Source organism: Mesorhizobium sp. M0189, from assembly GCF_040322135.1.
GTDB lineage: Bacteria > Pseudomonadota > Alphaproteobacteria > Rhizobiales > Rhizobiaceae > Mesorhizobium.
The window spans coordinates 25,020-43,926 of record NZ_JAMYSW010000025.1 but is presented as its reverse complement, the minus strand read 5'-3'; the positions used below and the strand labels follow the sequence as shown (position 1 = coordinate 43,926).

General features: G+C 62.1%; 23 protein-coding genes. 10 read left to right on the top strand and 13 right to left on the bottom strand.

Annotated elements, in window-relative coordinates; translation table 11 throughout:
• The first annotated feature begins 35 nt into the window (after positions 1–35).
• A complete protein-coding gene (locus NKJ09_RS29315; protein ID WP_023679487.1) occupies positions 36–293 on the top strand; it encodes a hypothetical protein in 258 nt (85 codons plus the stop codon).
• Here NKJ09_RS29315 and soxR read toward each other — a convergent pair.
• Both soxR and NKJ09_RS29305 read right to left on the bottom strand, forming a co-directional pair.
• Positions 290–736, bottom strand: coding sequence for a redox-sensitive transcriptional activator SoxR (gene soxR / locus NKJ09_RS29310; RefSeq protein ID WP_023719213.1), 447 nt, complete (start codon positions 734–736; stop codon positions 290–292). The genes NKJ09_RS29315 and soxR overlap by 4 nt on opposite strands.
• A 170-nt stretch (positions 737–906) precedes the next feature.
• The gene (locus NKJ09_RS29305) at positions 907–1,365 is read right to left on the bottom strand and encodes a tRNA (cytidine(34)-2'-O)-methyltransferase (RefSeq protein ID WP_023719212.1); all 459 of its coding nucleotides are present in this window, start codon (positions 1,363–1,365) and stop codon (positions 907–909) included.
• A gap of 283 nt (positions 1,366–1,648) precedes the next feature.
• Here NKJ09_RS29305 and NKJ09_RS29300 point away from each other — a divergent pair, with 283 nt between their 5' ends.
• The 4 genes from NKJ09_RS29300 to NKJ09_RS29285 are packed head-to-tail and all read left to right on the top strand — an operon-like array spanning position 1,649 to position 6,325.
• Positions 1,649–2,191, top strand: coding sequence for a hypothetical protein (locus NKJ09_RS29300; RefSeq protein WP_031194085.1), 543 nt, complete (start codon positions 1,649–1,651; stop codon positions 2,189–2,191).
• A 26-nt stretch (positions 2,192–2,217) separates the two neighbouring features.
• The gene (locus NKJ09_RS29295; RefSeq protein ID WP_352482081.1) at positions 2,218–4,107 is read left to right on the top strand and encodes an ABC transporter ATP-binding protein; all 1,890 of its coding nucleotides are present in this window, start codon (positions 2,218–2,220) and stop codon (positions 4,105–4,107) included.
• Positions 4,104–5,987 (top strand): ABC transporter ATP-binding protein, encoded by a 1,884-nt coding sequence (locus NKJ09_RS29290; protein ID WP_352482083.1) that lies wholly within the window; start codon positions 4,104–4,106, stop codon positions 5,985–5,987. The genes NKJ09_RS29295 and NKJ09_RS29290 overlap by 4 nt, the downstream gene beginning before the upstream one ends.
• 23 nt (positions 5,988–6,010) lie before the next feature.
• A complete protein-coding gene (locus NKJ09_RS29285; protein ID WP_023719208.1) occupies positions 6,011–6,325 on the top strand; it encodes a DUF6665 family protein in 315 nt (104 codons plus the stop codon).
• A gap of 27 nt (positions 6,326–6,352) precedes the next feature.
• Here NKJ09_RS29285 and NKJ09_RS29280 read toward each other — a convergent pair whose 3' ends face one another.
• On the bottom strand, positions 6,353–6,697 hold the full coding sequence (locus NKJ09_RS29280) for a cupin domain-containing protein (protein WP_023719207.1): 345 nt from the start codon (positions 6,695–6,697) through the stop codon (positions 6,353–6,355).
• Between the two features lie 280 nt (positions 6,698–6,977).
• Between NKJ09_RS29280 and petA the strand changes: the two genes are divergently transcribed.
• The 4 genes from petA to NKJ09_RS29260 all read left to right on the top strand — a co-directional run bounded on the left by petA (position 6,978) and on the right by NKJ09_RS29260 (position 10,578).
• The gene (gene petA, locus NKJ09_RS29275) at positions 6,978–7,538 is read left to right on the top strand and encodes a ubiquinol-cytochrome c reductase iron-sulfur subunit (RefSeq protein ID WP_023719206.1); all 561 of its coding nucleotides are present in this window, start codon (positions 6,978–6,980) and stop codon (positions 7,536–7,538) included.
• 16 nt (positions 7,539–7,554) lie between these two features.
• Entirely contained in the window at positions 7,555–8,856 is a 1,302-nt protein-coding gene (locus tag NKJ09_RS29270) for a cytochrome b (RefSeq protein WP_352516104.1), read from the top strand.
• An 89-nt stretch (positions 8,857–8,945) separates the two neighbouring features.
• Complete coding sequence (locus tag NKJ09_RS29265) at positions 8,946–9,818, top strand: cytochrome c1 (RefSeq protein ID WP_023719204.1); 873 nt, start codon at positions 8,946–8,948, stop codon at positions 9,816–9,818.
• Between the two features lie 214 nt (positions 9,819–10,032).
• The gene (locus tag NKJ09_RS29260; protein WP_023719203.1) at positions 10,033–10,578 is read left to right on the top strand and encodes an adenine phosphoribosyltransferase; all 546 of its coding nucleotides are present in this window, start codon (positions 10,033–10,035) and stop codon (positions 10,576–10,578) included.
• A gap of 43 nt (positions 10,579–10,621) precedes the next feature.
• On the opposite strand, the gene NKJ09_RS29255 is transcribed toward NKJ09_RS29260, so the two are convergent.
• The 9 genes from NKJ09_RS29255 to NKJ09_RS29215 all read right to left on the bottom strand — a co-directional run bounded on the left by NKJ09_RS29255 (position 10,622) and on the right by NKJ09_RS29215 (position 16,765).
• A complete protein-coding gene (locus tag NKJ09_RS29255; RefSeq protein ID WP_023719202.1) occupies positions 10,622–11,092 on the bottom strand; it encodes a MaoC family dehydratase in 471 nt (156 codons plus the stop codon).
• The gene (locus NKJ09_RS29250; RefSeq protein ID WP_023719201.1) at positions 11,089–11,550 is read right to left on the bottom strand and encodes a MaoC family dehydratase; all 462 of its coding nucleotides are present in this window, start codon (positions 11,548–11,550) and stop codon (positions 11,089–11,091) included. Before NKJ09_RS29250 ends, NKJ09_RS29255 begins: the two co-directional genes overlap by 4 nt.
• A 135-nt stretch (positions 11,551–11,685) precedes the next feature.
• Complete coding sequence (gene corA, locus NKJ09_RS29245; protein WP_352764292.1) at positions 11,686–12,660, bottom strand: magnesium/cobalt transporter CorA; 975 nt, start codon at positions 12,658–12,660, stop codon at positions 11,686–11,688.
• Between the two features lie 214 nt (positions 12,661–12,874).
• Entirely contained in the window at positions 12,875–13,978 is a 1,104-nt protein-coding gene (ychF, locus tag NKJ09_RS29240; protein WP_352496085.1) for a redox-regulated ATPase YchF, read from the bottom strand.
• Positions 13,979–14,055: 77 nt separating this feature from the next.
• Entirely contained in the window at positions 14,056–14,358 is a 303-nt protein-coding gene (locus NKJ09_RS29235) for a hypothetical protein (protein WP_352496086.1), read from the bottom strand.
• 39 nt (positions 14,359–14,397) lie between these two features.
• The gene (locus NKJ09_RS29230; protein ID WP_352496087.1) at positions 14,398–14,613 is read right to left on the bottom strand and encodes a hypothetical protein; all 216 of its coding nucleotides are present in this window, start codon (positions 14,611–14,613) and stop codon (positions 14,398–14,400) included.
• 9 nt (positions 14,614–14,622) lie between these two features.
• A complete protein-coding gene (gene pth / locus NKJ09_RS29225) occupies positions 14,623–15,348 on the bottom strand; it encodes an aminoacyl-tRNA hydrolase (protein WP_352496088.1) in 726 nt (241 codons plus the stop codon).
• Positions 15,349–15,371: 23 nt separating this feature from the next.
• Positions 15,372–16,016 carry a 50S ribosomal protein L25/general stress protein Ctc gene (locus NKJ09_RS29220; RefSeq protein ID WP_023719196.1) on the bottom strand — a complete coding sequence of 215 codons (645 nt, stop codon included), beginning with the start codon at positions 16,014–16,016 and terminating at the stop codon, positions 15,372–15,374.
• A 254-nt stretch (positions 16,017–16,270) separates the two neighbouring features.
• Complete coding sequence (locus NKJ09_RS29215; protein WP_023719195.1) at positions 16,271–16,765, bottom strand: DUF2938 domain-containing protein; 495 nt, start codon at positions 16,763–16,765, stop codon at positions 16,271–16,273.
• Positions 16,766–16,859: 94 nt separating this feature from the next.
• Between NKJ09_RS29215 and NKJ09_RS29210 the strand changes: the two genes are divergently transcribed.
• Entirely contained in the window at positions 16,860–17,537 is a 678-nt protein-coding gene (locus tag NKJ09_RS29210; protein ID WP_352496089.1) for an ArsR/SmtB family transcription factor, read from the top strand.
• Positions 17,538–17,637: 100 nt separating this feature from the next.
• On the opposite strand, the gene NKJ09_RS29205 is transcribed toward NKJ09_RS29210, so the two are convergent.
• Positions 17,638–18,879 (bottom strand): MFS transporter, encoded by a 1,242-nt coding sequence (locus tag NKJ09_RS29205; protein WP_352496090.1) that lies wholly within the window; start codon positions 18,877–18,879, stop codon positions 17,638–17,640.
• Positions 18,880–18,907: the final 28 nt, after the last annotated feature.

Genomic DNA, 18,907 nt, shown 5'->3' with positions numbered 1-18,907 from the left:
TGGATGCAAGGGTAAAGTGTGAATGGAGTTCTTTCGTGCGCACCCCGGCAAGACCGCCGCTGGATGGCCTGAAGAAAAGGCTCGACCGTTCGCGCGCCGAGAACGCGCGCATGCCGCGCGACGGCTTCCTGCGCGAGACCTTCGTGCTGCCGCGCTCCGACGCGCGCCTCAAGGCGAAAGAGTGGTTCGAGCGTTTTCCCAAGCAGGCCTATTGGACAGAGATCGAAAGCTGGTTCGAGCGGCCGGGCGACGTCATCGAATTCACCATCAGGCGGCTGCCGGCGGCGGATTAACGCTCGATCAACAGCCGTCTCGCTCCCGGCCCCCGGGTGCTCAGCCGATCGCCCTTGTTCCGCAGCGGGCATTTGTCAATCGACATGCAGCCGCAGCCGATGCAGTCCGTCAGCCCGTCGCGCAGCTTCTTGAGCTGGGCAATCTTCTGGTCGAGTTCGTCGCGCCATGCCGTCGACAGCAGATTCCAGTCCTCGCGCGTCGGCGTTCGGCCTTCAGGCAGTGATCGAAGTGCTGTGCCGATCTCGGCCAACGAAATGCCGACCTCCTGCGCCACCTTTATGATCGCCACACGCCTCAGCACGTCGCGGCCGTAGCGCCGCTGATTACCGGCGGTACGGTGGCTGCGGATCAGCCCGCGCGCTTCGTAGAAATGCAGCGCCGACACCGCGACGCCGCTGCGCATCGCCACCTGGCCGACTGTTAATTCCGTTGCCGCAGCCATCTCCGATTTTCCGCTTGACCTCAAGTTAAGTTGAGCTTGTAACGAAGAAATTCTGGATAGGCAAACCGCAGGAGAAGGCGATGTGCGCCTGGGTTAGAATGACAAGCGAGGGCGCAGTCGTCGACCAGAAAGCGGCCGTACTCGCCGCGCGCGCCGACGGTCTGCAAATCCTATCCAAGCTGCCGCATCGCCTCGCCGGCCACCATGGCGACGGAAAGCGCGACGTTGATGCTGCGCGCGGTGCCCTGCATCGGGATGGTAAGTCGCGCATCCGCCGCCTCGTGGACATGATCCGGAACGCCTGCGGATTCGCGGCCGAACAGAAGAACGTCGGCGCCGGTGAAGACGAAATCCGTATAGGCGCTCGCGGCTTTGGTCGACAGCAGCACCAGCCGCCGCGCTTCGCCTTTGCGCCAGTCCTCGAAGGCGTGCCAGTCGACATGCCGGGTCAGCGCCGCCATTTCGAGATAGTCCATGCCGGCCCGTTTCAGCGCCCGGTCGGAGAGCGGGAAGCCGGTCGGTTCGATGATGTCGACCCCAAGGCCGAGGCAAGCGGCGAAGCGCAGGATAGTCCCGGTATTGCCGGCGATATCCGGCTGGTAGAGCGCAATGCGGAGACGGTCGTTCATTTCCGCGTCTTTCTAATAAGTGGCAGATCAGCCACAGAGCTCTCGCGGTTTTGGAAATTCCTGGACTGGCGGGTGGTCATTTTCTGCGAAGTCGGTTATACGGCCAGCATTGTCAACCCGAACCGATGAAGGGGTAATTCATGATGGCCATGCACATCCACCACCCCTCTCGTGGGCTTACCAGCCCGACGGCGGTTTCGGTACGACGATTCTCCTGAACTTCTAGACTTCAATCGCACCGATTCCCGCCGAAACCTTTTTCGGCCTTCGAAGGAATCCGGCGATGTTTTTCAAGCTGTCGAAGGGGCTGAACGCCCCACCTGAACGTGCTTCGACCGATATCACCCTTGCCGCGCGGCGCGTGCCCACGGTCCGGGTTGGTTCACCCTTCTATCTGCATCTTCAACTGGAGGACGGACCGATGTTCGATCCCTGTAGAATACCCGGCTCAAGAAGCCTGCACGACCGCAAAACCGCGACTTGGGCGCTTTTAATCGGCGAGACCTACTCGTCGGCGGTTCACGCCGAGACCCGCCAGCGTCCGCATCGCGGCATGCTGCCGGACGTCGATTTCTCGCATGCCGTTCCGGACTATAGCCGGCCGTCGCTGGTGCGCCGGATCATCAGGCTCATCCGGCCTGGTGCAAAAACCGGCGCGAAAATCCGGATCGTCAAAACGTCGTCAGCATCGTCAAACGAAACTGTCGGCGAAAGGCCCGCGACAACCTATATAGCGCGAAGCAGGACCGGCGAGGCGGACGATTCCGTATCGCCGGTCCTTGACGCCATGCGGTCTGGGCACGTCGTCCGTTCCCGTGCCGCGTGAGCGGAAACAATATTGTGAGCATCACTATGTTTAGCTGGTTTGAAAAAAGGCTCGATCCGTTTCCGGCTGCGGAACCGGTCGAGCCGCCGAGGACGCTGATCGCCTTCTGCGTGCATTATACGCGCGGCGCGTGGCCCTACATCGCTCTCGATGCGGTGCTGGTGACGGCCATCGCGCTGGCTGAGGTGTGGATGTTCGGCTTCATGGGCCGGATCGTCGACTGGCTGTCGGCGCAGAATCGCGAGACGTTCCTGCAGACCGAAGGCTTGAAGCTGGCCGGCATGGCCTTCATCGTGGTTTTCGCGCTGCCGGCGACGGTCTGGTTCCATTCGCTCCTCAACCAGCAGACGCTGATGGGCAACTATCCGATGCGTATCCGCTGGCAGGTGCATCGCTATCTGCTCAAGCAGTCGATGAGCTTCTATCAGGACGAGTTCGCCGGACGCATCGCGACCAAGCTGATGCAGACTGCGCTCGCGGTGCGCGAATGCGTCATCAAGCTCATCGACGTGCTCAATTATATCGTCGTCTATTTTCTCGGCATGCTGTTCATCGTCGGCTCGGCAGACTGGCGGCTGGCGGCGCCGCTTGCCGTCTGGCTTGCCGGCTATGTCCTGCTCTTGCGCTATTTTATCCCGCGGCTGGGCAAGGTCGGTGAGGAGCAGGCCAATGCGCGCTCGACCATGACCGGCCGTGTCGTCGACAGCTACTCCAACATCCAGACGGTCAAGCTGTTCTCGCATGCGCGGCGCGAAGCGTCCTTCGCCCGGGAAGGCATGGCCGGCTTTCTCGATACCGTCTATCGGTCGATGCGGCTGGTGACGCAGCTCTACGGCCTGCTCTACATCCTGAATTCGCTGCTGTTGTTTTCGGTCACGGCGATCTCGCTGTGGCTGTGGCTCGGCCAGGCCGTGACGATCGGCGCCGTCGCCCTAGTCATCGGCCTCGTGCTTCGGCTGTGGGGCATGTCGCAATGGATCATGTGGGAGATGTCCACGCTGTTCGAGAATATCGGCACGGTGCAAGACGGCATCAGCTCGATCTCGCTGCCCCGCCTCGTCGAAGACAGGCCTGGGGCCAAGGATATTGCCGTGACCAAGGGCGAGATCCGTTTTGAGGACATCCGCTTCCACTACGGCAAGCAGAAGGGCGTGATCGAAAGCCTGTCGCTGACGGTGAAGCCGGGCGAGAAGGTCGGCATCGTCGGCCGTTCGGGTGCCGGCAAGTCGACGCTGGTCAATCTTCTGTTGCGCTTCTACGACCTTGAAAGCGGCAAGATCCTGATCGACGGCCAGGACATCGCGGCGGTGACGCAGGACTCGCTGCGCGCCCAGATCGGCATGGTCACGCAGGACACCTCGCTGCTGCATCGTTCGGTGCGCGAGAACATCCTCTATGGCCGGCCGGACGCCAGTGACGAGATGCTGGTCGAGGCGGCACGCCGCGCCGAAGCGCTTGATTTCATATCAGGGCTTTCGGACGCCGGTGGCCGCAAGAATTTCGACGCGCATGTCGGCGATCGCGGCGTCAAATTGTCCGGCGGCCAGCGGCAACGCATTGCCATTGCCCGCGTTATGCTGAAGGACGCGCCGATCCTCATTCTCGACGAGGCGACGTCCGCGCTCGATTCCGAGGCCGAGGCGGCCATCCAGGAGAACCTCTACAAACTGATGCAAGGCAAGACCGTCATCGCCATCGCGCACCGGCTGTCGACGATCGCCGCCATGGACCGGCTCGTCGTCATGGACAAGGGCCGCGTCATCGAAGAAGGTTCGCATGAGGAACTCGTTGCCAGCGGCGGGCTCTACGCCCAGCTCTGGCAGCGCCAGTCGGGCGGCTTCCTGCTCGACGACGGCCCCTCTGCCAACGATGCAGCCGCCAACGATGCACTCGCCAAGGGTGAAGCCGCCGAATGATGACTGCCATCTACCGCTGGTTCGAGAACTGGGTCTATCCGTTCCGGGAGCCCGCGGACCTTCGGCCACCTGCCGGCGTCAGGGGTTTCCTCTGGCACTATGTCGGGCAGGCGAAGATCGCTTTCTTCGCCATGCTGGTGATCGGCGGCATCGCGCCGTTGGTCGAGGCCGGACTGTTCTACTTCGTCGGGCGGCTGGTCGACATCCTCGACCAGCTTCCTGGCGAACGTAGCTGGCATGCCTTGTGGACTGCCGCCGGCCCCGAACTTGTCTTCATGATCGCCGTGGTGCTGGTCATCCGCACCATCGTCGTCGGCCTGTCGGCGCTGGTCGACGAGCAGACGATCACGCCGGGTTTCTATAATCTGGTGCGCTGGCAGGCGCATCGCCATGTGTCGCGCCAGTCCTACGCCTTCTTCCAGAACGATTTTGCCGGACGTATCGCGACCAAGGTCTGGCAGGCGGGGCAGGCGACCGGCGATCTGATGGAAAGCTTCATCGAGGTCGTCTGGTTCATGGTCGTCTATACGGTGACGACGCTGGCGCTGGTCGCCGGGCTCGATCTCAGGCTGGCGGTGCTGGTGGTGATCTGGATCTCAGCCTTCGGCCTGCTGGCCAGACGCTATTTGCCGGCGATCCGCAAGCATGCCGAGGCCACCGCCGAAGCCGGCTCGATGATCACCGGCCGCATCGTCGATTCCTATTCGAACGTGCAGACGCTGAAGCTGTTCTCGCCCGATGGCGACGACCGCTATATCAGGAACGGCTTCGACATCTATCTCGACGCGCTGCGCCCGTTCACCCGCCGGCTGACCGGCGTGCGCATGGCGCTGACCATGCTGTCGGGGATCATGATCACGGCGATCGCCTGCTTTGCCGTCTATCTCTGGGTCGAAGGCTCGATCACCGTCGGCGCCGTCGCCTTCACGCTGTCCTTGGTGCTGCGGCTGAACATGCTGCTCGGCCGGCTGATGATGCAGCTCAACAGTATTTTGCGGAACCTCGGCGTGCTGGAAAACTCGAAGGCGCTGATCTCGAAGCCGCTCGGCCTGACCGATGCGCCCGACGCGAAAGAGCTTCTCGTTGGCGGTGGGCGCATCGACGTCAGAAACGTCGAGTTCCATTACGGCAAGGGGTCCGGCGTGCTCAACGGCATCGACCTCGTGGTGCGGCCGGGTGAAAAGGTCGGACTGGTCGGGCCGTCCGGCGCAGGCAAGACGACGCTGGTCAACCTGATCCTGCGCCTCTACGACCTCGAGAGCGGCAAGATCACCATTGACGGGCAGGACGTCTCCAGGGTCACGCAGAATTCGCTGCGCGCTAATATCGGCGTCGTCAGCCAGGATACGGCACTTTTCCACCGTTCCTTGCGCGACAACATCAAGCTCGGCATGTCGGAAGCAACCGACGCCGAGGTGATCGCGGCAGCGGAGAAGGCCGAGGCGCAGGAGTTCATCCTCGGCCTGCGCGACAGTCGCGATCGTACTGGCTATGAAGCCTTTGTCGGCGAGCGCGGCGTCAAGCTCTCGGGCGGCCAGCGCCAGCGCGTGGCGATCGCCCGCGTCTTCCTCAAGGACGCACCGATCCTGGTGCTCGATGAGGCGACCTCGGCGCTCGATTCCGACATCGAGGCGGCAATCCAGGAGAATCTGGCAAGGCTGATGGAAGGCAAGACAGTCATCGCCATCGCGCACCGGCTGTCGACCATCGCGGCACTCGACCGGCTGGTGGTGCTCGACGAGGGCCGCATCGTCGAACAAGGCACGCATGACGAACTGGTTGCGCTCGACGGGCTCTATGCACGGCTGTGGAAACGGCAGTCCGGCGGCTTCCTGTTCAACGAAGAGAGCGCGTTGGCCGAGACCCGGCCGGCGGAGTAGTTTTCCATAAACCGGAGTGAGCCATGGCGGTGAGAATGCCATCGAATTTCGGACGGTCCGGCGCGCAGGAGAGCGCGTTGGATCTGCTTGGCCACGAAATCCTCGGCGAAAAGGCGGCAGCGCTCGGCCGCGCCGGCCGGCGCGTCGAGGAAACACTGACGAGGCTGCGCGAGAATGGCGACAGCGACGATCGAGCCCAGCTGCTCAAGGACGCAGCCGAAGCGGTGCACGGCTATTTCATCCAGCGCGAACTCTGCGGCCTGCGCAAGCACGACGCGGTGATCCGGGAATACAATATTCCCAAGGCCGTGCTGGCCAGGCTCGGCGCCAGCGTATGATCCGAACCGGAATCGGTTTGGGAGGCGTTATTCCAGCCACTCGGTGATGAAGCTGCCGTTCTCGTGTATGTCGGTGGTTTCCAGCGGGCCTGGCCCGAGATTGGTGAATTTGTGTGGCGTGTCCGGCGGTACGATCAGGATCTGGCCGGATGTGGCCTCGATCTGCCGGTCGCCGACGGTGAACAGGCCGGTCCCAGTCCGGATGATAAAAATCTCGCAATAGGGATGGCTGTGCAGCCTGGGGCCGCCGCCGATCTCAGGCAGGTAGTTGAAGATCAGGCAGCTGTTGGAGCCGTAGGCGCCGCACTGCAACTCGCCCTGCCAGTGGTCGGGCGCTTCGGCCCATTTGTCGCGGTCTATAACATGCGCCATAGGGCGAGGATAAACCGCGCCAGCGCCCGCTGTCGAGGCGAACGCAGTCGTTTGGTTTTCCTGCGATTTTCCAATCATTCCATCGGGCAAATTCCGTCCCCGCGACAATCTGCCCTTGTGCCTTCACCCGTCTGGACAAAAACAGGCTTCACGCATAAACCCAAGTCCCAAATGCCGGAGGAATTCGCTAGCCTGTTCGCCATGCGCTGTCGGGCCGGCGCGATTGAGCGGGAACAAGGCTCGGCCGCCGGCATGGAAGAGGCGAAAGGATCAGGCACCCGTGAGCGCAACCGACACCCAGGATCCCAACCGTCGTGATTTTCTCTACGTCGCCACCGGCATGGCCGCGGTGGTCGGCGCGGGCGCCGTCGCTTGGCCGTTCATCGATCAGATGCGTCCGGATGCCTCGACGCTGGCCCTTGCCTCGGTTGAGGTCGACGTCTCTTCGCTGACGCCAGGAATGTCGCTCGTTGTGAAGTGGCGGGGCAAGCCGGTGGTCGTGCGCAACCGCACTGAGCAAGAGATGAAGGACGGCGAGGCGGTCAATCTCGCCGAGCTCAAGGATCCAATTGCCCGCAATGCCAATTTGCCGGCCGACGCGCCGGCGACCGACGCCAACCGCACCACGCCGGGCAAGGAAGCGTGGATGGTGATGGTCCAGGTCTGCACCCATCTCGGCTGCATCCCGCTCGGCCAGGAAGGCGATTTCGGCGGCTGGTTCTGCCCGTGCCACGGTTCCGTATACGACACCGCCGGCCGCATCCGGAAGGGGCCGGCACCCGAGAACATGGCGGTACCGGTGTTCCAGTTTATTTCCGACACCAAGATCCGTATCGGCTGAGGCAAGGGATATTTCGATGAGCGAGGGACACTCGACCTATACGCCCAAGACCGGCATCGGACGCTGGTTCGATTCGCGCATGCCCCTGCCGCGGCTGGTCTATGACAGCTTCATCGCCTATCCGGTGCCGCGCAATTTGAATTATGCCTGGACCTTCGGCGGCATCCTCGCGCTCATGCTGGCGGCGCAGATCCTGACGGGTATCGTGCTGGCCATGCACTACGCGGCCGACAGCACTCTCGCCTTCGATTCGGTCGAGAAGATCATGCGCGACGTGAATTCGGGCTGGCTGCTGCGCTACCTGCATTCGAACGGCGCGTCGTTCTTCTTCGTCGCCGTCTACATCCATATCTTCCGTGGCCTCTACTACGGCTCCTACAAGGCGCCGCGCGAGCTGCTGTGGATCCTCGGCTGCATCATCTACCTGCTGATGATGGCGACCGGGTTCATGGGCTATGTGCTGCCTTGGGGCCAGATGAGCTTCTGGGGCGCCACCGTCATCACCGGCTTCTTCACCGCCATACCGCTGGTTGGCGACTGGATCCAGCAGCTTCTCCTCGGCGGCTTCGCGGTCGACAATCCGACGTTGAACCGCTTCTTTGCGCTGCATTACCTGCTGCCGTTCATGATCGCCGGCGTCGTCGTGCTGCACATCTGGGCGCTTCACGTCGTCGGCCAGAACAATCCGACCGGCATCGAGGTCAAATCGAAGACCGACACGCTCGCCTTCACGCCTTACGCGACCATCAAGGACGGGTTCGGCATGATCGTGTTCCTGTTCGTCTTCGCCTATTTCGTGTTCTACCTGCCGAACTATCTCGGCCATCCGGACAATTACACCGTGGCCAACCCGCTGAAGACGCCGGCCCACATCGTGCCGGAATGGTACTTCCTGCCGTTCTACGCGATCCTGCGCGCCATCACCTTCAATATCGGGCCCATCAACTCCAAACTCGGCGGCGTGCTCTGCATGTTCGGCGCGATTGTAATGCTGTTCCTGGTGCCGTGGCTCGACACCTCGAAGGTGCGCTCGGCTGTCTACCGGCCCTGGTACAAGCTGTTCTTCTGGCTGTTCATGGCCGACGCCATCCTGCTCGGCTGGCTGGGCTCGCAGCCGGCCGAGGGCAGCTATGTGTTCATGGCGCAGATGGCGACGCTGTTCTACTTCGCCTTCTTCCTGGTAGCGCTGCCGGTGCTTGGGCTGATCGAGACGCCGCGGCGGCTGCCGAATTCGATCACCGAGGCGGTGCTCGAGAAGAACAAGGGTGGCGGTGGACATCCTGCCGGCGCCACGGCCGCGCCGGAAACCAAAGGCTGAGCATGATCCCGAAAAGTGGAAACCGGTTTTCGGACAAGATCATGCTCGGGACGATGACCGCGCGTCAGAGAATCTCAAGGGGATATGGCATGAAGAAGATTCTCGCCTCGTTGGCGCTGCTTGGCCTTGTGGCCGCGGGCATTGGGGCCACAGGCACTGGAGCGAGCGCCCAGGAAGAGGCGCACAATGAGGCGGCGCCGACGCATTTCCCGATTGACGAACCGAAGGAAATGGACTGGAGCTTCGCCGGGCCATTCGGCACCTACGACAAGGCCCAGCTGCAGCGCGGGCTCAAGGTCTACAAGGAAGTCTGCTCGGCCTGCCATTCGATGAATTTGGTGGCGTTCCGTACGCTGGAAGGCCTTGGCTATTCGGATGCGCAGATCAAGACGCTGGCGGCCGAATATACGATCCATGACGGCCCGAACGATGCCGGCGACATGTTCGATCGTCCCGGCAAGCCGTCCGACCATTTTCCGCCGCCGTTCCCCAACGAGGAAGCGGCGGCGGCGGCCAATGGCGGTGCAGCACCGCCCGACATGTCGCTGCTGGCCAAGGCGCGCGGCGTCGAGCGCGGCTTCCCGCGCTTCGTGTTCGACATCTTTACGCAATATGCCCAGGGCGGCCCCGACTACATCCACTCGCTGCTGACCGGCTACGACCAACAGCCGCCGGCGGGCATGGTCATACCAGAAGGCACGCACTACAATCCGTACTTCCTGTCCGGCGTGTCGCTGAAGATGCCGAAGCCGCTCTCCGACGGCCAGGTTACCTATGATGACGGGGCGCCGCAGACGGTCGACCAGTATTCTCGCGACGTGTCGGCCTTCCTGATGTGGGCGGCAGAACCGCACCTCGAGGACCGCAAGAAGACCGGCTTTCGCGTACTGGTCTTCCTGCTGCTGTTCGGCGCACTGGTCTACCTGACCAAGCGCAAGGTGTGGGCCGGCGTGGCGCACTGAGCCCTGCGATATAAGAGAATGCGAGGGCGTCGAAAGGCGCCCTTTTCATTGCAGGCATGTCGATTCATCGCAGCCGGCGCTGAACAAGGCCCTTTGCCGGACAATTTTCCGTCAGGCGTCACATGGCGGTAGCCGGACTTGGCTGCACCGGGTTACGATTGGCCAATTCCTTTCACGTCTTTAGCCGAATCTGAATGGCCCGGAGAGCCGCTTGATGAAGTCCTCGCTCGAAGAGACGCTGCTTGCCGCGATCCGCACCATTCCGGATTATCCCAAGCCGGGCATCCTGTTTCGCGACATCACCACGCTGCTCGGCAATGCGCGGGCCTTCCGCCGCGCGATCGACGAACTGGTGCATCCCTATGCCGGCCTGAAGATCGACAAGATCGCCGGCATCGAGGCGCGCGGCTTCATCCTCGGCGGCGCCATCGCCCACCAGCTCTCAGCCGGCTTCGTGCCGATCCGCAAGAAGGGCAAGTTGCCTTACGAGACGGTGCGCGTCGCCTACAGCCTGGAATACGGGCTGGACGAGATGGAGATGCACAAGGACGGTGTTTCTCCGGGCGAGAAGGTAATCCTCGTCGACGATTTGATCGCCACCGGCGGCACGGCGGAGGCGGCCGTCAAGCTATTGCGGCAGATCGGCGCCGACATTCTCGCCGCCTGCTTCGTCATCGACCTGCCGGACCTTGGCGGCCGCGAGAGGTTAGAGGGGCTCGGCGTGCCGGTGAGGACGCTGATCGGGTTTGAGGGGCATTGAGCGTTTCTTCCTTCTCCCCCGTGGCAGAAGGGAAGAATTCCGCTCACCCCACCTTCACCAGCACGGCACTTTCGAATTCGATCACCTTGTCGCCCGTCGAATCGAAGGCCTCTGAGCGGAGCGTCAGCAGCCGCCAGCCCGGTCGCGAGGCAATGGGGCGGTGGGCCAGCGCCGTGCGGGTGAAAGTCACGGTTTCCCCGGCATAGACAGGTTTGGGCCATTTGAGGTTCTTGAAGCCGGGCGAGGGGCCGAATTCCGGCACCGGCCCGGGGCCGGGCCAGCGGGCGACCTCTGCCTCTATGCCAGCCTGGAGGTTCAATTTCATCCAGGTGGCGGCGGTGTGCCAGCCCGAGGCGCAGAGCCCGCCGAATATGCTGTTCCTCGCCGCCTCTTCATCGATGTGGAAAACTTGCGGATCGTATTTGCGGGCGAACGCCTTGATCGCCTCCGGTTCGAATCGATGCGAACCGAGCGTGACGGTGATACCGATGCAGAAGAATTCGTCGAGGCTCACGCACTGCCCTCGCGGGTGAGGAACATGACGGCGTTTTCGAGCTCGAAAACACCTTCGCCGCGCTGGTTGAATAACTCGCTGCGCATGGTCACCAGGCCAAGCCGGGGCTTCGATCTAGACAGGCGCTTGGCAAGGACGGTGGTGCTGCCGCTCAACAGGTCGCCGGCCAGGACCGGCCGTTTCCATTTGACCTGGTCGACGCCTGGCGCGCCCTGGGAGGTCGAGTCGAGCAGGAAGGCATCGCACAGCATGCGCATGAACATGGCGCAGGTGTGCCAACCCGAAGCCGCCAGCCCGCCGAGGATGCTGGCCTTACCCGCAGCCTCGTCGAGATGCATCGCCTGGGCATCGAACTCGCCGGCGAATTCTATGATTTCGGCGGCGCTTACCAGCTTGGTGCCGAGGTCGAGCGAAGCGCCCTCGACAAAATCCTCATAAGCCCAGGTCTTTGCGGTCATGGTCTGGAAATCCTGTTCAGGATTGTACGATCGCTGCGGGTCGGGGTCCCGGATGCAGGCAGCGCGGCATTTGGTCAAGCAATTTCTAGTGCGCCAGCCTGCGGCGCCCAAGCCGCAGCGGAGGTATTGATGACCCTACAGCCAGCCGCGGCGGCGGAAATACCAGAAGGGCAGGATTGCCGAAAGCACCATCATGCCGATGGCGAAGGGATAACCAAAGTGCCATTTGAGCTCGGGGATGATGTCGAAATTCATGCCGTAGATTGAAGCGACAAGCGTCGGCGGCAGGAAGATGACAGCGGCGACGGAGAAGATCTTGATGATGGCGTTCTGCTCGATCGAGATCATGCCGAGCGTCGCGTCGAGCAGGAAGCTGATCTTCTGCGACAGGAACGTGGCGTGGTCGGCGAGCGACAGCACATCGCGCGACAAGGTCTTGATGCGGGCGCGGGTATCCTTGCTCATCCTGGTCTGCGTGGAGCCATGGGCGAGGAAGCCGGCAAGGCGCTGCAGCGAGATCAGGCTGTCGCGGACCGAGGAGGCGAGATCCTCCTTGCGGCCAATGCCTTTCAACAGCTCCTGGAAGTCGCGGTTGCGCTTGGAAACCTTGGTCGAGCGTGCCTCGAAGATGTCGCGCGAGATCGCCTCGACGTCGCGGCCGGCGCGCTCCAGAATGTCGGCGAGGCGGTCGACGATCGCCTCCAGTAGTCCGATCAGGATGGTGTCGCCGCTGGTGCAACCGGTCGCCACCTTCTCGGCGCGCTGCGGAAAGGTCTTAAACGCCTTCGGTTCGTGGTACCGCACGGTGATCAGCCTGCTGCCGGCGAGCACGAAGGTAACCGGCGACATCAACGGATCGTCCACCTCGGTCTGCGCAGGCAGAATGGCGGTCATGAAGTAGGCGCCGTCCTCGACGTAGAGACGGCTCGAGATCTCGATCTCTTCCATCTCTTCGCGGGTCGGAACGGCGATGCCGAGCCAGGTCTCAATTGTCGTCTCTTCTTCCTTTGTCGGGTTGAAGAGGTCGACCCAGACCACAGTGTCGCTGTTCTGCAGGAGATCGTCGACCAGGCGCAGGCGATCATTGTCGACGACGAAGGCCTTGATCATCGCCGGGTCTCCCTTGCTGTTGCCAAAGAGCGTTCGTTGGAGGGGCGCGTCAGTCAGATCGCACGGACACGGGCAGGTGAGGCGCGAGGCCGGTGCAAAGGCCCCTTAGACCCCGCACGACGGCCCGTCAAGCAGCGCAAGAGGCACCGCGACCCCTGCTTTGAAGTTTGGCATCGAGCGGCGGCAATGGTGGCCGCTGGGCTCCCTCGCCTGGTCAGGTGTTGAACTTGAACAGCATGATGTCGCCGTCCTGGACGACATACTCCTTGCCTTCGTCGCGCGCCTTGCCGGCCTCCTTAGCCGCCACTTCGCCGCCCAGCCTGACGAAGTCGTCATAGGCGATGGTCTGGGCGCGGATGAAGCCGCGCTCGAAATCGGTGTGGATAACGCCTGCCGCCTGCGGCGCCCTGGCGCCCTTGTTCACGGTCCAGGCGCGTGTCTCCTTCGGCCCGACGGTAAAGTAGGTGATGAGCTGCAGCAGCTCGTAGCCGGCGCGGATGACCTTGTTCAAGCCGGGTTCGTCCAGGCCGAGCGTTGCCAGGAATTCCATTTCCTCTTCGTCCGAGAGCTGGGCGACCTCGGCCTCGATCGCCGCCGAAATCACAACGGTGCGGGCACCTTGCGCGGCCGCCATCTGCTCGACCGCCCTGGTATGGGCGTTGCTGATGGCGGCATCGGCTTCGGCGACGTTGCACACGTAAAGCACCGGGTGCGACGTCAAAAGGTTCAGTCCCTGCAGGATGCGCAGATCCTCAGCCGAGATGCCGTTGAGCAGGATGCGGGCGGGCTTGCCGGCCTGCAGTAGTTCAAGCGCCGCTTCCATCATGGGAAGTACGGTCGCTGCCTCCTTGTCCTTGCCGGCGGCACGCTTGCGGATCTGCACGATGCGGCGCTCGAGGCTGTCGAGGTCGGCAAGCATCAATTCGGTTTCGACGGTCTCGGCATCGGCGACAGGATCGATGCGGCCCTCGACATGGGTGATGTCGTCATCCTCGAAACAGCGCAGCACATGGACGATGGCGTCGACCTCGCGGATGTTGGCGAGGAACTGGTTGCCCAGCCCTTCACCCTTCGAGGCGCCGCGCACCAGGCCGGCAATGTCGACGAACGAGATGCGCGTCGGGATGATCTCCTTCGACTTGCCGATCGCGGCGATCTTCTGCAGGCGCGGGTCGGGCACCGCCACCTCGCCGGTGTTCGGCTCGATGGTGCAGAACGGATAATTGGCGGCCTGTGCCGCCGCCGTCCTGGTCAACGCATTGAAGAGCGTCGACTTGCCGACATTGGGCAAGCCAACGATGCCGCATTTGAAACCCATTTTTGTCTGGTCCTATCGGGAAATCGAAATTTGATCAGGGCTATGGGCGAAAGCGCCGACGATCGTCAAGGCGCAATTCAATTCAGACGCTGCGCGATGTCATCGGTGCCTATCGCCAACGCGTGAACGCCGGACCTGCTCAGTATTTGCAGAAGATGCCAGAACGCGTCGACATCCGCGGTTCCGAAATCGATCGTCAGTTGCCCCTCGAGCAATTGCGCACTGTGAATGATGCTTCCTACGGTCTCCGATGTTTCACGCTCGCCATCGATATCGAACCAGCCGCGAAACCATTCGTCGAAGAGATCGCCGTCAAGCTCATTTACGGGGAATTTGAAATGAACCTCGTCCCACTTGAACGGTGAGATGAGGACATCCATTCCACCGATCCCGGCGTGAATATCCGGAGAGAATTTCACCTAGGTATCGCTATTGATGAACTGCGGATTTGGCTGTCCGTCATTGCCGACGAAATCAACCGCGATGAGATTTCGATAGAAGGAATCGACGTTCGAAAACTTGACCTCGGTCGCATGCGATCCTTGGCCGTTGCGAGCAAGTTCGCCGGCAGCGGCGACGAAATAATCAACATACTTCTGCCTTACGCGGCGAACCAATTGCTGGACGTCATCCATATTCATGGCTCAGTCCTTGCCGCCAAAAAGCTTCTTCAGCATCGCCGCCATCGGGCCGGTTTCGGGCAGCTTGGCCGCTGGCTGCTGCGGCCGCGCCTGGCGGACATGGCTTTGCACCTTTGGCGCCTTGGGTGGCGGGCGGTCGTCGTCGCCCGTCGGCGTGAGCTTCTCGCGCAGCGCCAGCGTCACGCGATTCATGAATGAATTGTCGTCGCCCTTGGCAAGCAATCCGGCACCATCGGCGATTGCGTCGAGCAGCACGTCCAGCCATTCGCGGTCGCCCTTGGCGAAATCGCCGAGCACATGGCCGTGCACCATTTCCTTGACGCCGGGGTGGCCGACGCCGATGCGCACACGGCGAAAATCCTTGCCGACGTGCTGGTCGAGCGAGCGGATACCGTTGTGGCCGCCGGAACCGCCACCGACCTTGACCCGAACCTTGCCGGCGGCAAGGTCGATCTCGTCATAAAAGACAGTCAGCGCCGAAGGGCCGAGCTTATAGAAGCGCAAGGCTTCGCCGACCGATTGGCCGGACAGGTTCATGAAGGTCTGCGGCTTGATCAGGATCACCTTGTCGCCGGCAAGCGTGCCTTCGGCGATCAGCCCCTGGAATTTCTTCGACCAGGGCGAAAAGGAATGGCGGCGGGCGATCGCGTCCGCCGCCATGAAGCCGACATTGTGCCGGTTGTTGGCGTATTTCGCGCCCGGATTGCCGAGGCCTGCAAAGACAAGCATCGTCGCCTCCGGGCGGGAAGGGGTTACTTCTCTTCGGCGGCAGGAGCCGCTTCGGGCGCAGCCGCTTCAGTCGTCTCTTCTACGGCCTCCGGCTTCATCGCCGAGGAGCCGGCAATGGTCGCGATGGTGAAGTCACGGTCGGAGATCACCGGCTTGACGCCGGCCGGCAAGGTGACGGCCGAAATGTGGATCGAATCGCCAATATCGGTGCCGGTGAGATCGATGGTGATGAAATCCGGGATCGCATTGGCCGGGCAGTGGAATTCGACCTCGTGGCGCACGATGTTGAGCACGCCGCCGCGCTTGATGCCGGGCGACTTGTCTTCATTGATGAAGTGCACGGGCACGTCGACATTGACTTCGGTGTCCTTGCCGATGCGCAGGAAATCGACGTGGACCGGGAAATCCTTGACCGGGTCGAGCTGGAAGTCCTTGGGCAGAACCTGGATCTTGTTCCCGTCGACATCGATCGTGGCGACCGTGGTCAGAAACCCGCCGCCATGGATCTTGTAGTAGATGTCCTTATAGGTCAGCGCAATCGCCAGGGGAGGCTGCTTGTCGCCGTAAATCACTGCAGGCACTTTACCGTTGCGGCGAACTGCACGGGCGGACCCCTTACCGACCTGTTCGCGCGCTTCGGCCTTGAGCTCGTAAGTATCGTGGCTCATGGCATTTCCTTTCGCGTTGTTCTGGAGCGTTCGCGGCCGGCAACGTGCCGGGGCCGTAAACGTCGAAAGCCGACATAGCTAACGCATGACCTGGTCCGAAAACCGGAATCCACTTTTCGGGATCATGCGGGAAGGCGGCCTTCCGCCGCGTTGCCTCCAAGGGTGTCTACGCGGGTGGCGGCTCTATAGCGGAAGGCGGCGCGAGGTGCAAGCGGGGCGGAAGGTGCCCAGGGACGGACCGTGTCCCATCAATGTCAGGCCGGAAACGGCAGTGCCGAAAGCAATGCTGCAATGTACAGTCCGACGCCAAAGGACAGATGGGTCATAAGGCTGCGCAGGCGCGCAGTGCGCGGATTGGGAACTTTCGAAGCCGCGATGCCGATCCCAAAAGCCGGTTGCATCACGAAGAACGGGGCGACGATGGTGCAGACGCCGACCAACAGGGCCGGAAGCACTGTCGGGTGCCGTGCCCAGTCGAGGCTCCACACTCCAATCAGCGCCGCGGCAAATACGATGCCGGTCGCGTAATGTGCGCTCCATCCAATGGCGGTTTCGCCGCGAACGCGAGCAGCTTGCGCGATATTCGCGTGCGCGAAACGGCCACGCGGAAAGTGTCCGATCCAGCGGCCGACCCAGGCGTAATCAAGCGATGGAATCGCGAGCATTCGCTTCAGAAACCATCCCCAAAGGTCCATCAGGGCTGTCGCGCCGATACCAATGACGGCCGCACGGACAACGAACTCCAACATTTTTGCTCTCCTGTTTCACCCGTCAGACATTAACCAATTAGAATCAATCATGCAACATATTGATTGATTGATTGATTAATGCTAGCCAAGTCAAATGAAAAGCACGGACGTTCACCACCCGATCTTCGACGAAGTAGCGGATCTCGCCCGCACCTTGGGGCATGCCCACCGGCTGGTTCTGCTGCGTCACATTGCCGATGGCGAACTGGCCGTCGAGCAGCTGACGCAGCTTTCGGGGATCGCATTGGCGAATACGTCGCAGCATCTTCAACATCTCAAGCGAGCGGGCCTGGTGCAGACCCGGCGAGACGGAAAACGCGTTCTGTACCGGCTTGCAGATGTCCCAATCGAAAACGTGTTCGCGGCGCTGCGAAGCCTTGCAAACCATAGACGCGAGCAGATCCGTGAGTTTATCAACGACAGCATTAGCCAGCCGGACAGGCTGGAAAACATCTCGCGCGAGGAACTCGTGCGCCGCATGCGAAACGACGAAGTCGTGCTGCTCGATGTCAGGCCGCAGAACGAATTCGCGACGGGGCATTTGCCGGGTGCGATCAACATTCCCGCTGATGAGCTGGAGCAGCGGCTTGCGGAGCTTCCACGAGAGAAGGTCGTTGTCGCCTATTGTCGTGGGGTCCAGTGCGTTCTGTCGGCCGACGCTTTGGCAATCCTGAGGGCACGAGGCTGGGCCTCGCGCCGTTTCGAAGGCGGCTTGCCCGAGTGGGCAGCTGCAGGCCTGGGTGTAGAGGGAACGAACTACGAAAGCGGCTGACGGCCGCCAAATCGGCGTCGCCGGGCCTGGCCCAAATAACCGCAGGCGGCTGGACGGGCGCGTCGGAAGAGGGGATTCGCTTAGAAACCGAACCCGGGCTTCACCCGACCGTGGTCACCTTCCTCGCTTCCTTCATGTTAGGCAGAAAAACCGTCAGCAGCCCGAGTAGCGGCAAATACGAGCAGACCTGGAAGACGAAATCGATGCCTTTCATGTCGGCGACGACGCCAAGCACGGCGGCCGCGATGCCGCCCATGCCGAAGGCGAAGCCGAAAAAGATGCCGGCGATCATGCCGACCCGGCCGGGCACGAGTTCCTGCGCGAAGACGACGACGTTCGAGAAGGCCGAGGACAGGATCAGGCCAATCAGCACGGTGAGAACCATCGTCCACTCGAAATTGGCATAGGGCAGGGCCAGGGTGAAGGGCAGCACGCCGACGATCGAGAACCAGATCATCGCCTTCTGCCCGTAGCGGTCGCCGAACGGGCCGCCGAGCAGGATGCCCAGGGCCGAGGCGCCGAGGAACAGAAACAGCATGACTTGCGACATCTGCACCGAAACGCCGAATTTATGGATGGAATAGAAGGTGTAATAGCTGGCAAGGCTGGAAATATAGGCGTTCTTGGTCAGTACCAGCAGTGTCAGCACCAGCAGCGCTCCCATCACCTTGCGGCGCGGGAAGGGCGAGACGAAGCCTGCCGCCTTGCGGGTGCTCTGCGCGGCACGCAGGCGGCTGTACCAGCCGCCGACCTGCCACAGCACGATGATGCCGATCAGCGAGCCGCCGGCGAACCAGGCGATGCTGGTCTGGCCGAAGGGCACGACGATGAAGGCTGCCAGCAGCGGCCCCATGGCCTGGCCGAAATTGCCGCCGACCTGGAACAGCGACTGTGCCAGGCCGAACCTGCCACCAGAGGCGAAGCGCGCGATGCGCGAGGATTCCGGGTGGAAGATCGCCGAGCCAATGCCAATCAGCGAGGCGCCGATGAGGAGCAGCGAGTAATGTCCAGCATAGGCCAGCACGACCAGGCCGATCAACGAAGAGGCCATGCCGTAGGGCAGCGAATACGGCATCGGCCGCTTGTCGGTAATCATGCCGATCACCGGCTGCAGCAAGGATGCCGTCACCTGGAAGGTGAAAGTCAAAAGGCCGATCTGCCAGAAATCGAGACCGTAATTGTCCTTCAGCAGCGGATAGATCGCCGACAGCAGCGACTGCATGATGTCGTTGATGCAATGGCAGAAGCTCACCGCCAGGATGACGGTGAAGGCCGTCGCCTGAGCTGAAATGTGGCTGGCCGCTGCCGGCTTGGCGTCGGCGGTTGCTGTGGTATCGGTCAAGGCAGGCTCCGTGGTCTTTTTGGCGGGC